At 71.6% G+C, this 14,453-nt stretch carries 12 protein-coding genes; 9 read left to right on the top strand and 3 right to left on the bottom strand.

The window, feature by feature from the left end:
• Positions 1-124: 124 nt before the first annotated feature.
• The 3 genes from BIV23_RS14625 to hutH all read left to right on the top strand — a co-directional run bounded on the left by BIV23_RS14625 (position 125) and on the right by hutH (position 3,769).
• Complete coding sequence (locus BIV23_RS14625) at positions 125-919, top strand: enoyl-CoA hydratase/isomerase family protein (protein ID WP_071381247.1); 795 nt, start codon at positions 125-127, stop codon at positions 917-919.
• A gap of 62 nt (positions 920-981) precedes the next feature.
• Positions 982-2,127 carry a GGDEF domain-containing protein gene (locus tag BIV23_RS14630; protein ID WP_071381248.1) on the top strand — a complete coding sequence of 382 codons (1,146 nt, stop codon included), beginning with the start codon at positions 982-984 and terminating at the stop codon, positions 2,125-2,127.
• A gap of 103 nt (positions 2,128-2,230) precedes the next feature.
• Entirely contained in the window at positions 2,231-3,769 is a 1,539-nt protein-coding gene (gene hutH, locus BIV23_RS14635) for a histidine ammonia-lyase (protein WP_071381249.1), read from the top strand.
• Here the strand turns inward: hutH and BIV23_RS14640 are convergent.
• Together BIV23_RS14640 and BIV23_RS14645 are read right to left on the bottom strand one after the other, a co-directional pair.
• Positions 3,750-4,022 (bottom strand): hypothetical protein, encoded by a 273-nt coding sequence (locus BIV23_RS14640; RefSeq protein WP_143079082.1) that lies wholly within the window; start codon positions 4,020-4,022, stop codon positions 3,750-3,752. The genes hutH and BIV23_RS14640 overlap by 20 nt on opposite strands.
• A 17-nt stretch (positions 4,023-4,039) precedes the next feature.
• Entirely contained in the window at positions 4,040-4,387 is a 348-nt protein-coding gene (locus BIV23_RS14645; protein WP_071381251.1) for an LAETG motif-containing sortase-dependent surface protein, read from the bottom strand.
• A 110-nt stretch (positions 4,388-4,497) separates the two neighbouring features.
• On the opposite strand from BIV23_RS14645, the gene BIV23_RS14650 reads away from it, so the two are divergent.
• From BIV23_RS14650 to BIV23_RS14670, 5 genes are all read left to right on the top strand, one after another.
• Complete coding sequence (locus BIV23_RS14650) at positions 4,498-4,845, top strand: hypothetical protein (RefSeq protein WP_177239894.1); 348 nt, start codon at positions 4,498-4,500, stop codon at positions 4,843-4,845.
• Positions 4,846-5,071: 226 nt separating this feature from the next.
• Positions 5,072-6,316: a L,D-transpeptidase gene (locus BIV23_RS14655; RefSeq protein ID WP_177239895.1), complete on the top strand. Its 1,245-nt coding sequence runs from the start codon at positions 5,072-5,074 to the stop codon at positions 6,314-6,316.
• A gap of 136 nt (positions 6,317-6,452) precedes the next feature.
• Positions 6,453-7,910 (top strand): ABC transporter permease, encoded by a 1,458-nt coding sequence (locus BIV23_RS14660; RefSeq protein WP_071381253.1) that lies wholly within the window; start codon positions 6,453-6,455, stop codon positions 7,908-7,910.
• Between the two features lie 88 nt (positions 7,911-7,998).
• Positions 7,999-8,682, top strand: coding sequence for an ABC transporter ATP-binding protein (locus BIV23_RS14665; RefSeq protein WP_071381254.1), 684 nt, complete (start codon positions 7,999-8,001; stop codon positions 8,680-8,682).
• Between the two features lie 252 nt (positions 8,683-8,934).
• Complete coding sequence (locus BIV23_RS14670) at positions 8,935-12,243, top strand: S8 family peptidase (RefSeq protein ID WP_079173152.1); 3,309 nt, start codon at positions 8,935-8,937, stop codon at positions 12,241-12,243.
• 87 nt (positions 12,244-12,330) lie between these two features.
• On the opposite strand, the gene BIV23_RS14675 is transcribed toward BIV23_RS14670, so the two are convergent.
• Positions 12,331-13,239: a helix-turn-helix domain-containing protein gene (locus tag BIV23_RS14675; RefSeq protein ID WP_071381255.1), complete on the bottom strand. Its 909-nt coding sequence runs from the start codon at positions 13,237-13,239 to the stop codon at positions 12,331-12,333.
• A gap of 166 nt (positions 13,240-13,405) precedes the next feature.
• On the opposite strand from BIV23_RS14675, the gene BIV23_RS14680 reads away from it, so the two are divergent.
• Positions 13,406-14,449: an NAD(P)-dependent alcohol dehydrogenase gene (locus BIV23_RS14680; protein ID WP_071381256.1), complete on the top strand. Its 1,044-nt coding sequence runs from the start codon at positions 13,406-13,408 to the stop codon at positions 14,447-14,449.
• Positions 14,450-14,453: the final 4 nt, after the last annotated feature.

Here is a 14,453-nt window from a genome sequence, read left to right on the forward strand (position 1 = left end):
GGGGAGTCGGGCGGGATGTCACTCGAACGGGCGTAGCCCCCTGGGGTTTTCCGGGGCCGGTGCGGCTGCGATGATCGGGCCGACAGGGAGTTAACCCGCGTTAACACGTGAGCCGGAGGGTGTCATGAGCGAGGAGCGGTTCGGGGAGTTCGTGCTGGTGCGGCGGCACGGGCGGGTCGCGGAGCTGGTGCTCGACCGGCCCAAGGCCATGAACGCCGTCTCCACGGAGATGGCCCGGTCGCTCGTGAGCGCGTGTACGGCGCTGGCCGCCGACCGGGACGCGCGTGTGGTGGTGCTGACCTCGTCGCACGAGCGGGCGTTCTGCGTCGGGGCGGACCTGAAGGAGCGGAACTCGTTCAGCGACGCGGATCTGCTGCGCCAGCGGCCGGTGACGCGCGGGGCGTACACCGGGGTGCTGGAGCTGCCCATGCCGACGGTGGCGGCGGTGCACGGGTTCGCGCTGGGCGGCGGTTTCGAACTGGCCCTGTCCTGCGACCTGATCGTGGCCGACCGTACGGCGGTGGTGGGGTTGCCCGAGGTGTCCGTGGGGGTCATTCCGGGCGGGGGCGGTACGCAGTTGCTGCCGCGGCGGGTCGGGGCGGCGCGCGCGGCCGAGCTGGTCTTCTCGGCGCGGCGGGTGGCGGCGGCGGAGGCGGCCGAGCTGGGGCTGGTGGACCAGCTGGTGGACGAGGGGCGGGACCGGGAGGAGGCGCTGGCGCTGGGGGAGCGGATCGCCGGGAACTCTCCGGTCGGGCTGCGGGCCGCCAAGCGGGCGCTGCGGCTGGGGCACGGGCTCGATCTGCGGGCCGGGCTGGAGGTGGAGGACGCGGCGTGGCGCTCGGTGGCGTTCTCCGGGGACCGGGCGGAGGGCGTGGCGGCCTTCAACGAGAAGCGCAAGCCGGAGTGGCCCGGGGAGTGAAGCGGCGCTTCACAGGGCGGACCGAAGTCCCTATTGCCCCAAATTCTCCCTAACCTGGAGTAATGGGTGAGGACAAGCGGCTCGCGGCCGTCGTCGCGCTGGCGCAGGGCATGGCGGCGGCGCGCACCCCACCGGAGTCGTGGCAGGCCGCCGCGCTCGGGGCGTGCCGGGCGCTGGACGGCGGTTTCGCCGCGCTGTCCGTGTGGGAGCGGGGGATGGGGCGGCTCAGAGTCCTGGTGAACGTGGGGGACCGGCGGCCGGACGAGGAGGAGTTCCCCGAGGCCGAGACCTACCCGGTGCACCAGTTCCCGGAGATCACCGAGTTCCTGCACGAGCGGTGGGCGGGCGGGGGCGGGGCCAACGCCTGGGTGGAGACCGCCGAGGGGACGGCCGCGGGCACGCCGGGCTACTTCCATCACCGTGTCGCCGCCCTGCGCCGGCGGGGGCGCGGCTGCTGCGTCGTCGCCCCCGTCGTGCTGCACGGGCGGGCCTGGGGCGAGTTGTACGTCGCCCGCGGGGTGCGGGCCCCTGTGTTCGGCCCCGACGACGCCGGGTTCGCGACCGTCCTGGCCGCCGTCGTGGCCGCCGGGCTCGCGCAGAGCGAGCGGCTGGAGGAGGCCCGCAGGCTCGCGTTCACCGACGCCCTCACCGGGCTCGCCAACCGCCGTGCCGTGGACGTGCACTTGGAGGAGGCCGTCGAACGGCACCGCGCCGAGGGTGTGGTCGTCAGCCTGGTGGTCTGTGATCTCAACGGGCTCAAGCACGTCAACGACACCCTCGGACACGCCGTCGGCGACCGGCTGCTGGAGCGCTTCGGCTCGGTGCTGTCGCTGTGCGGGGCGATGGTGCCGGGCGCGCTGGCCGCGCGGCTCGGCGGCGACGAGTTCTGTCTGCTGGCCGTCGGGCCGCCCGTCGACGACGTCGTCGAGGCCGCCGGCGAACTGTGCCGCAGGGCGGGGGAGTTGGAGCCGGGGGAGGGGGTGGCGTGCGGGGTCGCCTCGACCGCGGACGCCATCGGGGAGGTGGGCGACGCCCGGCGGCTGTTCCGGCTCGCCGACGCCGCCCAGTACCGGGCGAAGGCCCTGCGCGCCGACCGGCCGGTGGTGGCGGGGCGGGAGGGGCCCGAGGATCCGGTCGTACGGCTGGCGGACGAGCCGCCGCATCTCGCGCCCGCCGAGCGGCGGCGGTTCCGCGGGCGCCGGCCGTGAGGCGGGAGGCGTACGGTTCGGTAAGGGGCGCTCGCGATCCCCACTCGTGACATCCACCCTAGTGACATCACTGCATTCAGTGCGTACGCTCCTGAATATGGATATGCACACTGTGGTGGTGGGGACGTCCGGTGTCACGGCGTCCGACGTTCTCGCCGTGGCGCGCGGCGGCGCCCGCGTCGAGCTGTCGGCGGAGGCGGTGGCGGCCCTGGCCGCGGCCCGGGAGATCGTGGACGCGCTGGCGGCCAAGCCGGAGCCGGTCTACGGCGTCTCCACCGGCTTCGGAGCCCTGGCGACCCGGCACATCAGCCCGGAACTCCGCGCCCAGCTGCAGCGCAACATCGTCCGCTCGCACGCCGCCGGCATGGGGCCGCGCGTCGAGCGCGAGGTCGTACGGGCCCTGATGTTCCTGCGGCTCAAGACCGTCTGCTCCGGGCGCACCGGTGTGCGGCCCGAGGTCGCGCAGACCATGGCCGACGTCCTGAACGCCGGGATCACGCCGGTCGTCCACGAGTACGGCTCCCTCGGCTGCTCCGGCGACCTGGCCCCGCTGTCCCACTGCGCCCTCACGCTCATGGGCGAGGGCGACGCCGAAGGGCCCGACGGTCAGGTGCGGCCCGCCGGCGAGCTGCTCGCCGCGCACGGGATCACGCCGGTCGAGCTGCGCGAGAAGGAGGGCCTGGCGCTCCTCAACGGCACCGACGGCATGCTCGGCATGCTGGTCATGGCCCTCGCCGACCTCGACACCCTCTACAAGTCCGCCGACGTCACCGCCGCCCTCACCCTGGAAGCCCTGCTCGGCACCGACAAGGTGCTCGCGCCCGAACTGCACGCCATCCGGCCCCACCCGGGCCAGGGCGCCTCCGCCGCCAACATGCTGGCCGTGCTCAGGGGTTCCCAGCTCACCGGGCACCACCAGGACGACGCCCCGCGCGTCCAGGACGCCTACTCGGTGCGCTGCGCCCCGCAGGTCGCCGGCGCCGGCCGGGACACCATGGCGCACGCCCGGCTCGTCGCCGAGCGCGAACTCGCCTCCGCGGTCGACAACCCCGTGGTGCTGCCCGACGGACGGGTCGAGTCCAACGGCAACTTCCACGGCGCGCCCGTCGCCTACGTCCTGGACTTCCTCGCCATCGCCGCCGCCGACCTCGGCTCCATCGCCGAGCGCCGCACCGACCGGCTGCTCGACAAGAACCGCAGCCACGGGCTGCCGCCGTTCCTCGCGGACGACGCCGGTGTCGACTCCGGGCTCATGATCGCCCAGTACACGCAGGCCGCGCTCGTCAGCGAGCTGAAGCGGCTCGCCGTACCCGCGTCCGCGGACTCCATCCCCTCCTCCGCGATGCAGGAGGACCACGTGTCCATGGGCTGGTCGGCCGCGCGCAAGCTGCGCACCGCCGTCGACAATCTCACCCGGGTCATCGCGGTCGAACTGTACGCGGCCACCCGCGCCATAGAGCTGCGCGAGGGTCTGACCCCGGCCCCCGCCTCGCAGGCCGCCATCGAGGCCGCGCGCGGCGCCGGGGTGCGGGGCCCGGGCCCGGACCGGTTCCTCGCGCCCGACCTGGCCGCGGCCGACGCCTTCGTGCGCGGCGGCCACCTGGTCACCGCGGTCGAGTCGGTCACCGGCCCGCTGCGCTGAGGACCGGCAGAGAAAGGGCCCCCGCCGGTGCGGGGGCCCTTTCGTCACGGTCGGTCTTCGTCGCCGCGTCGAGGGGCGGAAGCCCGCTCAGCACGCGGGCCAGCGGCCGGCACCGGGCGCTGGAGGTCGTGATCGGCCTGGCCCGGGAGGCCGGGACCGGCTCCACCGTGTACCCCGGCACCTCGCCCTCGGCGACGACCAGCTTCTTCAACTCGGTGGCGCTGAGCGCCTTCGCGGCCGAGTTCACTGCCAAGAAACCGCCAAGGGAGTTCAAAAGCCCAGTCGTTCGCGGCGCACCGAATAGGCCACGAATCCGGCGCCCACGGCGAGGAAGAGGCTGCCGCCGACGACGTACGGCGTCGTGTCGGGGCTTCCGGTGTCGGCGAGTTCGGCGGCGTCGGCGGCGTCCTGCGCGGTCGCCGAGGTCGCCCGCGAGACCGCGCGGGCCTGCTGGGTGACCTCCTTCGAGGAGTACGACGAGTACTCGGACACGGCCGCTCTGGCCCTGGTCTCCGCCGGGGAGTCCTGCGAGGCGTTCGCGGACGGGACGAACCACAGCGCGCAGAGCAGAGTGCCCGCGGCGGTGGCGGTCAGCAGCGGGCGGCGAGCGGATGACACGGAATATCGATCCCCCTTGTGACGCTGGCGAATTGGCCGTGTGAGCCGATGTTAGTGAAAGGCGCGGGTCACAGGAAAGTCACGAGAGGTTTCAGTCGTACGCTCGCGCCATGAGCGACGAAGAGACATCACGTTTTGTGCGGCTTCGGGTGGAGTTGGTCCTCGAAGTGCACGGCGAGGACGAGATCGCCAAGGCCGCGCTGGACCGGCTCGCGCGGGATCCGGAGCTGCCGGCGGCCGAGCGGGCCCACGCGGAGGGCGCTGTGACGGAAGACACCGCGGAGGCCCTCGCCTATCTCGTCGATCCGTTCGACCTGGTCAGCGAGGTGCCCGGGGTGGAGCTCCAGCAGGCGTCCTGGTCCAGCGAGCGGATCGCCTACGACCCGGATTCGCCCGACTGGGATCTGGACGAGGATGATGTGGAGGACGACGACGAGGAAGTGGACGGCATGGTCTGAGCGTCCCGGGGGCAGTGTTGGCCCCGGACGGCAACCGCCGTCCGGGGTTTCGTCGTCTCAGACAGCGCACGAGCCGCCTCCCGCACCCGCCGCACCGTCGCGGACGTGGTGTGCCCCACAGATCCACTGGATCCGGAACGGGACGACGCGGCCGTAGCGTTGAAGGTTAAAGGTCTTACGGGGACTCTCGGGGATTCGCGACTCGGCAACGATGGAGAAGCTTGTGATGACGGACAGTAAGCGGCGCCGGAGCCTGATGGCCGCGTCCGCTCTGCTCGGCAGTGTGCTGATGCTCTCGGCGTGTTCCGGCGGCGGCAAGGCCTCCGCCGGCGGCGGCGACAGCTCACAGGCCAAGGCCGACGCGGCCGCTGCGAAGAAGTCGTCCGAGGCGCAGATCACGATCACGCCGAAGGACGGCTCCAACAACGCCTCCATCAACAACTCCGCCGCCGTCACGGTCACCAAGGGCACCCTCACGGGCGTGCAGATGACCACCCAGGACGGCAAGGCCGTCACCGGGCAGCTCTCCGCCGACAAGCACAGCTGGAAGCCGACCGCCCAGCTGGACCGCTCCACCACCTACAAGGTCGCCGCCGAGGCCACGGACTCCGAGGGCCGCGTGGCGCACGAGAACGCGTCCTTCACCACGGTCTCCCCGTCCAACAGCTTCATAGGCACCTACACCCCGGACGCCGATTCCACCGTGGGTGTCGGCATGCCCGTGTCGATCAACTTCGACAAGGCGATCACCAACAAGGCGGCCGTCCAGAAGGGCATCACGGTCACCTCCAGCAGCGGCCAGGAGGTCGTCGGCCACTGGTTCGGCGCCAACCGCCTGGACTTCCGGCCCGAGCAGTACTGGAAGGAGGGCTCCACCGTCACCCTCAAGCTGGCGCTCGACGGTGTCCAGGGCGCCAGTGGCGTCTACGGCGTCCAGCAGAAGACGGTCACCTTCCACATCGGCCGCAACCAGGTCTCCTACGTCGACGCGAAGACCAAGCAGATGAAGGTCACGCAGGACGGCAAGGTCGTCAAGACCATCCCGATCTCCGCCGGTTCGCCCGAGCACACCACGTACGAGGGCCAGATGGTGATCTCGGAGAAGTTCACCCAGACCCGGATGAACGGCGCGACGGTCGGCTTCACCGACTCCGACGGCAAGGGCGAGTACGACATCAAGGACGTGCCCCACGCCATGCGCCTGACCAGCTCCGGCACCTTCATCCACGGCAACTACTGGGGCGGCCCGTCCGTCTTCGGCAGCGTCAACACCAGCCACGGCTGCGTCGGCCTCCAGGACGTCAAGGGCGCGGGCGACAAGAACATGCCGGCCGCGTGGTTCTACAACAACTCGCTGGTCGGTGACGTCGTGGTCGTCCAGAACACCGGTGACAAGACGGTCCAGCCGGACAACGGCCTCAACGGCTGGAACATGAGCTGGGCGCAGTGGAAGGCCGGTTCGGCCGTCTGACCCGTCCGTCGCAGCAGCTGTCTCCGATGCCGCCCCCAGGGGCGGCATCGGTGTTTCCGGACACGGACACAGCCTTCTCATGTTTCTTTTATGTCGGCCTTAAGGTGTCATCACGGACCGTGCCTAGCTTGCGGCCATGTTCTTCACCTACCTGAGGCGCGAACTGCGCCGCCGCAGAAGGGCGGCCCTCGTCGTCGCCTCCGGACTCGCGCTGGGCATCGCGCTGGTCATCGTGGTCAACTCCGTGTCGAGCGGCATGGGCAGGGCCCAGGACAAGGTCCTCCAGTCGCTGTACGGGCTGGGCACGGACATGACGGTGACCAAGGCGGCGAGCGTCGACACCGGGAACGCGCAGCGGCCGCGCTTCCAGTTCGGCGCCAAGGCCGACGGCGACAGCTCGACGCAGAGCAGCGACCGCGTCATGGTGCAGGGCTTCACCACTCTGGCCTCCTCCACCGTGACCAAGGTCGGCGACCAGCAGGGCGTCTCGTCCGCCGTGGGCGGGCTGAGCCTGCGCGTGCTCAAGGTCAGCGGCCAGTTCACCCGCGGCCAGTTCCAGCAGAACGGGGGCGGCACCGGCAGCTTCCGCCGGGGCGGCGAGACCGGCGGGCCACAGGGCGAGGTCAAGGGCGGCGGCGCCAACTTCGACGTCAACCAGTACTCGGTCTTCGGCACCGACGTGGCCAGGCCGCAACTCGGCCCGCTGACCTCCTCCAAGATCACCAGCGGCCGTACGTTCACCACGGCCGAGACGGACGCGAAGGTCGCCGTCGCCGACGCCTCGTACGCCAAGGAGAAGAGCCTCAAGGTCGGCTCCACGGTGACCATCAAGAACGTGAAGTACTCGGTCATCGGCATCGCGACGGCCGCCAGCGGCGACGCGGCGGCCGACCTGTACATCCCGCTCAAGCAGGCCCAGACCCTGAGCGGCAACGCGGACAAGGTCACCACGATCTACGTCAAGGCGACCGACTCCCAGCAGATCGACTCCGTCAAGAGCACGATCCAGAAGAACGTCTCGGGTACGACGGTCACCACCTCCGCCGACCTGGCGAAGACCGTCTCGGGCTCCCTGTCCACCGCCTCCTCCCTCGCCACCAGCGTCGGCCGGTGGCTGTCCATCGCGGTGCTGGTGGCCGCGTTCCTGGTCGCGGGCCTGCTCACCTCGTCCGCGGTCTCCCGCCGCGTCCGTGAGTTCGGCACGCTGAAGGCGCTGGGCTGGACGTCGGGCCGGGTGACCCGGCAGGTGGTCGGCGAGGCCGTGGTCAACGGACTGGTCGGCGGCGCCCTCGGCATCGCGCTCGGCCTGGCCGGCGCCTACGTCGTCACGGCCGTCAGCCCGACGCTCCAGGCGCAGTTGGGCGGTGGCGGCGGCACGGGCGGCGGCGGTTTCGGCGGTGGTGGCGGCGGCTTCGGCGGCCCGGGCCGGCAGGCCGCGAAGACCCTGGAGGTCGCCCTCACCGCCCCGGTCAGCGTCACGACGATCGTCCTCGCGGTGGGCCTCGCGGTGGCGGGTGGCCTCGTCGCCGGGGCGTTCGGCGGGTGGCGTGCCTCGCGGCTGCGGCCGGCGGATGCGCTGAGGCGGGTGGAGTAGGCCCGCGAGGCCGGGGTGATCCGGACGGCACCCCCCTAGGCCCGCTCGTCCGTCAGTACGCCATTCCGAACCCTCCCCAGGAGCGACCATGTACGAACTGAGAAACGTGACCAAGCGCTACACCCGGGCCAAGGACACCGTCCACGCCCTCGACGGCGTCGACCTCACCATCGGCGAGGGGGACCGGCTCGTCATCCAGGGCCCCACCGGCGGCGGAAAGTCCACCCTCCTGCAGATGCTCGGCGGCCTGGACCGGCCGACCTCGGGCGAGGTGATCCTGGACGGCACCGACCTGGCCAAGCTCGGCGAGGCCCGGCTGACCAGGGTCCGCAGCGAGAACATCGGCTTCGTCTTCCAGTCCTTCAACCTCATCCCCACCCTCACCGCCCAGGAGAACGTGGAGACCGCCCTCGTCCCCCTCGGCATCAAGGCCAAGGAGCGCCGCGAGCTCGCCGCCGAGGCCCTGCACTCCGTCGGCCTCGGCGAGCGCCTCGGACATCTGCCGGGCGAGATGTCCGGCGGGCAGCAGCAGCGCGTGGCTATCGCCCGCGCCCTGGTGAAGAAGCCCAAGGTGCTGCTCGCCGACGAGCCGACGGGCAACCTCGACGAGGACATGCGCGACGAGATCATGGACGTGCTCGAACGCCTGTGGAAGGAGCACGGGCTGACCTTCGTCATGGTCACCCACGACTCCGCCATCGCCAGGAAGGCGCCGCGGCTGGCCACCATCCGCAAGGGAAAGATCACGGTAAGGGAGAACGCCGGCGCCTGACTCCTCTCCGACCTTGATACAACACGGCTTTCCCATAAGGAACTTCGCGGTCGTGTAACGATGACCCGCCCGCCGGGTTACAGTTTCCCGGCCTTTCTCTTACCGTCCTCACATCTGTTGAGGCGTTTGAACACCCCCCGGCATACTGCGTGATCCGGGGGGTGACCTTCAGGTGCACACGACCACCCCCGGCCGGGTGAGCGGGGAATTCGCCCGGTACTCCATCCCCAGGGGGAGAACGTGCGCAGACAAGTGAAAAGCGCTGCCGCGGCCGGTGCTGCCGCGGCCGCGGCCCTCGCCCTCGCAGCGGGTCTGACCAGCCCGGCGTCGGCGAGGCCGGTGGCGGGCCCCCCGGCCGCCGCCTTCGGTACCCCGGCCTCCGGCTCCGCGCTCACCGCCAGGTCCCACGTCACCCTCATCACCGGCGACCGGGTCGACCTCGACGCCAGGGGCCGGGTCATCGGCCTGGAGCGGGCCGAGGGCCGTACGCACATACCTTTCCAGGTCCGCAAGGCCGCGGGGCACCTGCTGGTGATCCCCGCCGACGCGGCCCGCCTGGTGGCCTCCGGCACGCTGGACCAGCGGCTGTTCGACGTCACCGAGCTGAACAAGGCCGCCACCCGCAAGGCCCAGAAGGACGGCCTGAAGGTGATCGTCGGCTACCGCGGCGACGCCACGGCCGCCAAGGCCGCCGTCCGGGACGCGGGCCGGCTGCGGCGCACCCTGACCGCGCTCGACGCCGACGCCGTGCAGACCCCGGTACGGGACACCGCCGCCCTGTGGCGCGCCGTCACCGACGGCGACGGAGCGGCCTCCGGCATCGCGCACGTCTGGCTGGACGGCGTCCGCAAGGCCTCCCTCGACACGTCCGTGCCGCAGACCGGCGCCCCGACCGCCTGGCGGGCCGGCTACACCGGCAAGGGCGTGAAGGTCGCCGTCCTGGACACGGGCGTGGACACCGGCCACCCGGACCTCAAGGGCCGGGTGATCGCGTCCAGGAACTTCACCTCGGCCGCCGACGCCACCGACCACTTCGGGCACGGCACGCACGTCGCCTCCGTCGTGGCGGGCACCGGCGCCGCGTCCGCGGGCACGTACAAGGGTGTCGCACCGGATGCCGGGATCCTCAACGGCAAGGTCCTGGACGACACCGGCTCGGGCGACGACTCCGGCGTCCTCGCCGGCATGGAGTGGGCGGCCGCGCAGGGCGCCGACGTCGTCAACCTCAGCCTCGGCGGCTACGACAGCCCCGGCGCCGACCCCCTTGAGTCCGAGGTCGACAAGCTGTCCAGGGCCAAGGGCATCCTGTTCGCGATCGCGGCGGGCAACGACGGTCCGAACTCGCTCGGTTCGCCGGGCAGCGCGGACGCCGCGCTCACCGTCGGCGCCGTCGACGGCAGGGACCGGCTCGCCGACTTCTCCTCCACCGGCCCGCGCACCGGCGACGGCGCGATCAAGCCGGACGTCACCGCACCGGGCGTGGACGTCACCGCCGCCGCTGCGGGGGGCAGCACCCTCGACAAGGAGGTCGGCGAGAAGCCGGCGGGCTACCTGACGCTCTCCGGCACCTCGATGGCCACCCCGCACGTCGCGGGCGCCGCCGCGATCCTGAAGCAGGAGCACCCCGACTGGGGCTACGCCGAGCTGAAGGGCGCGCTGACCGGCTCCGCAGACGGCGGCCACTACACGCCGTTCCAGCAGGGTTCGGGCCGCGTCGCACTCGGCAGGGCCCTCACGCAGTCGGTGGTCGCCGACCCGGTCTCGGTCGGCTTCGGTGTCCAGCAGTGGCCGCACACCGACGACAAGCCGGTCACCAGGAAGGTGACGTACCGCAACCTCGGGGACAAGGCCGTCACCCTCGCCCTGAGCAGCACCGCCACCGACCCCAGGGGGAAGGCGGCACCGGCGGGCTTCTTCACGCTCGGCGCGAGCAGGGTGACGGTCCCGGCGCACGGCACCGCCTCCGTCGGCCTCACGGCCGACACCAGGCTGGGCGGCACCCTCGACGGTGCCTACGCGGCCTACGTGACCGCGACCGGCGCCGGCCAGCGCGTGCGTACGGCCGCGGCGGTGACGCGCGAGGCGGAGTCGTACGACGTCACGCTGAAGGTCATCGGCCGCGACGGCAGGCCGGCGAAGTACTACGACACCGGCCTCGACGGTGTCGCCGGTCTCGCGGCCGGCGCGCAGCTGAGCCCGTACGACCCGTCCGGCACGGTGACGGTGCGCGTGCGCAAGGGCACGTACGTCCTCAACTCCTCCGTCTACGCGGACAAGGAGGGCGCCAAGGGCACCGACTGGATCGCTCAGCCGAGGCTGACCGTGTCCGGGAAGCGGACGGTCACCATCGACGCGCGCAGGGCCAGGCCGGTGGACATCACCGTCCCGGCCAAGGGCGTCACCTCACGGTTCGCCTACCCGGGATACGCCCTCACCCTCGGGAACGGCGAGTACGACTACGGCATGTTCCTGGACTCGTACCGGAACTTCCGCAGCGCCCACCTGGGCCCGCGGCTGCCCGCCGGGTCGCTGTTCCAGCAGTGGGACGGCCACTGGACCAAGGGTGCGAGCGAGCAGTACGACATCACGACGGGCGGCCCGGTCACAGAGCTCGCCACCGGCTACACCAAACACTTCACGGCGGGCGAGCTGGCCACGGTCAAGGCCGGGCTCGGTGCCGCCGCGGACGGCAAGACCGGCACGCTGAACGCCGTCGGCTGGCTGCCCGGGGCGAACGGTGCCACCTCGCTCAGCTTCCCGCAGAAGCTGCCCGGCACCCGGACCCTGCACCTGTCCGCCATCGGCGGGGTGAACTGGCAGCTGGAGTTCGCCCAGAACGACGGGACCGGGCAGGAGACCGCCGCCGACGCGGGCTACGAGCTCGGCGAGTTCACGTTCAAGGCCGGTCACCCCTACACCGAGACGGTCAACACAGCGGTCTTCGGCCCGCATGTCGGTGCCGGGCTCGGTCTGTTCCGCGACGGCGACAAGATCTACGGTTCGCTGCCGCTGTTCGCCGACTCGGGCGGGCACGCCGGGTATTCCGACTTCACCTCGGTGCGCACGACCCTGTACCGCGACGGCACCAAGGTCGGCTCGAACCGCGACGCGCTGTTCGGCGAGCCCTTCACGGTGCCGGCCGGTGACGCCGCGTACCGGCTGACCACCTCGGTCAGGCGCTCGGCGAAGGTCGCGCAGGCCTCCTCGCGGATCGACGCGTCCTGGACCTTCCGCTCGAAGAAACGCGACGAGTTCACCGAACTGCCGGCCTCCGTGCCGCACTACGGCATCCGGACCGGCCCGGACAGCCGCGTCGCCGCCGGCCGGACCGTCACCTTCCCGGTCACCGTCGAGGGCCCGGCCGCGGGCCGGAACCTCACGTCCCTGACGGTCTACGTCTCCTACGACGGCAGGACCTTCCAGAAGGTCGCCGTCAAGGGCGGCAGGATCACCCTGAAGAACCCGGCGGAGGGCCGGTCGGTCTCCCTCCGGTCCGTGATCACCGACAAGCAGGGCAACACGTCGGACATCACGATCTGGGACGCGTACTTCGGCAGGTGAGCCGCGGTTACCGACCGGTCGGGGACCGGTACGCCGATGCGGGCCGACCTCGGGATCGAGGACCGAGGCGGCCGTACGCCGTACGCGCTACGCGGCGGAGCCCGCCCGGCTGGCGTCCGTGCCCCAACTGGCCAGCAGGCGCAGGGAGTCGGCGGACCGGGAGTCCGGTTCGGCGTGGTAGGTGATGAGGGACTGGTCCGCGTCGTCGGCCAGGCGGAACGACTCGAAGTGCAGGGACAGGTCGCCGGCCAGCGGATGGTGCAGCCGCTTGACGCCGTGACTCTTCTCCTTGACGTCGTGGGTGGCCCACAGTCTCCGGAACTCATCGCTCTTGACGGACAGTTCACCCACCAGGGCCGACAGCCGCGGGTCGTCCGGGTAGCAGCCGGCGTCCATGCGCAGCGCGCACACGATGTCGATCGCCTTCTGCTGCCAGTCGACGAACAGATCACGGTAGTCGGGCCGCAGGAACACCAGCCGCGCCCAGTTCCGCTCGGCCGGCGCCAGCTCCGCCCAGTCGCCGAAGACCGCCGCCGCCATCCGGTTCCACGCCAGGATCTCCGAGCGCCGTCCGACGATGTACGCCGGTACGCCGTCCATCGTGTCCAGCAGCTGCCGCAGCGCCGGGCGCACCTGCTGCTGCCGCGCCGCCGGTTTCTTCTTGTGCGACTTCGGCTTCGCCAGGTGGGTGAGGTGCGCGTGCTCGGCGTCCGTCAGCCGCAGCGCGCGGGCGATCGCGTCCAGCACCTCCGCCGAGACGTTGCGGCCGTTGCCCTGCTCCAGGCGCGTGTAGTACGCCACCGACACCCCGGCCAGCTGCGCCAGCTCCTCGCGGCGCAGCCCCGGCACCCGCCGGTGCCGGCCGAAGTCCGGCAGCCCCACGTCCTCCGGCTTCAGCCGCGCCCGCCGGCTGCGCAGGAACTCGCTCAGCTCGGCCCGCCGGTCCAGGGGGTGCCCCGCGGTGGCTGCTCCGGGCTGTGCCTCGCTGTGTTCCATACGCCCAGTATTCCTGGTCGTACGTACGGCATCCTGACCCCGCCAGTAGTAGGCACAGCAGTCGTACGCAAGGCCGTGACCTGGGTGAACCGAGGTCGATGCGGCATGGTGGACATGTGCTCGGCGGAAGGCAGCCGGGCGCGACCGTCCTGAGGAGATCCCTGGCATGACCACTGTTGCTGCGTACGCCGCGCCCGCCCCGAAGGCCCCGCTGGAGCGGACGACCATCGAGCGGCGCGCGGTCGGCGAGTTCGACGTCCTGATCGACATCAAGTTCGCCGGTATCTGCCACTCCGACATCCACCAGGTCCGTGACGGCTGGCGGCCCGGCACCTTCCCGATGGTGCCCGGCCACGAGATCGCGGGCGTCGTCACCGAGGTCGGCACCGGTGTGCGGAAGTTCGCCGTCGGTGACCGGGTGGGCGTCGGCTGCATGGTCGACTCCTGCCGCACGTGCGACAACTGCACGGCGGGCCTGGAGCAGTACTGCCTGAACGGCGGCCCGACCTGGACCTACAACGACACCGGCAAGGACGGGCAGCCGACCTACGGCGGCTACGCGCAGAAGATCGTCGTCGACGAGAACTACGTCGTCCGCATCCCGGACGGCCTGTCCCTGGACGTGGCCGCCCCGCTGCTCTGCGCCGGCATCACCACCTACTCGCCGCTGCGCCACTGGAACGCGGGCCCCGGGAAGAAGGTCGCCGTCGTCGGCCTCGGCGGTCTCGGCCACGTCGCCGTGAAGCTCGCGCACGCCCTCGGCGCCGAGGTCACCGTCCTGTCGCAGTCCCTGCGCAAGAAGGACGACGGCCTCAGGCTCGGCGCGGACCATTACCACGCCACCGGCGACCCGAAGACCTTCGAGGAACTGGCCGGCACGTTCGACCTGATCCTGAACACGGTCTCGGCCCCGCTGGACTTCGCCGCCTACCTGTCCCTGCTGCGCACCGACGGCACCATGGTCAACGTGGGCCTGCCGGAGGAGCCGGTGCAGATCGTGCTCCAGAGCCTGTTCGGCAACCGCCGCAGCCTGAGCAGTTCCGGCATCGGCGGCATCGCCGAGACCCAGGAGATGCTGGACTTCTGCGCGGCGCACGGCATCGGCGCCGAGATCGAGCTGATCGGCGCGCAGGAGATCAACGAGGCCTACGAGCGGGTTCTGTCGAGCGACGTCCGCTACCGCTTCGTGATCGACACGGCCACGATCTGACCCG

This window comes from Streptomyces monashensis, assembly GCF_001866665.1.
Lineage (GTDB): Bacteria > Actinomycetota > Actinomycetes > Streptomycetales > Streptomycetaceae > Streptomyces > Streptomyces monashensis.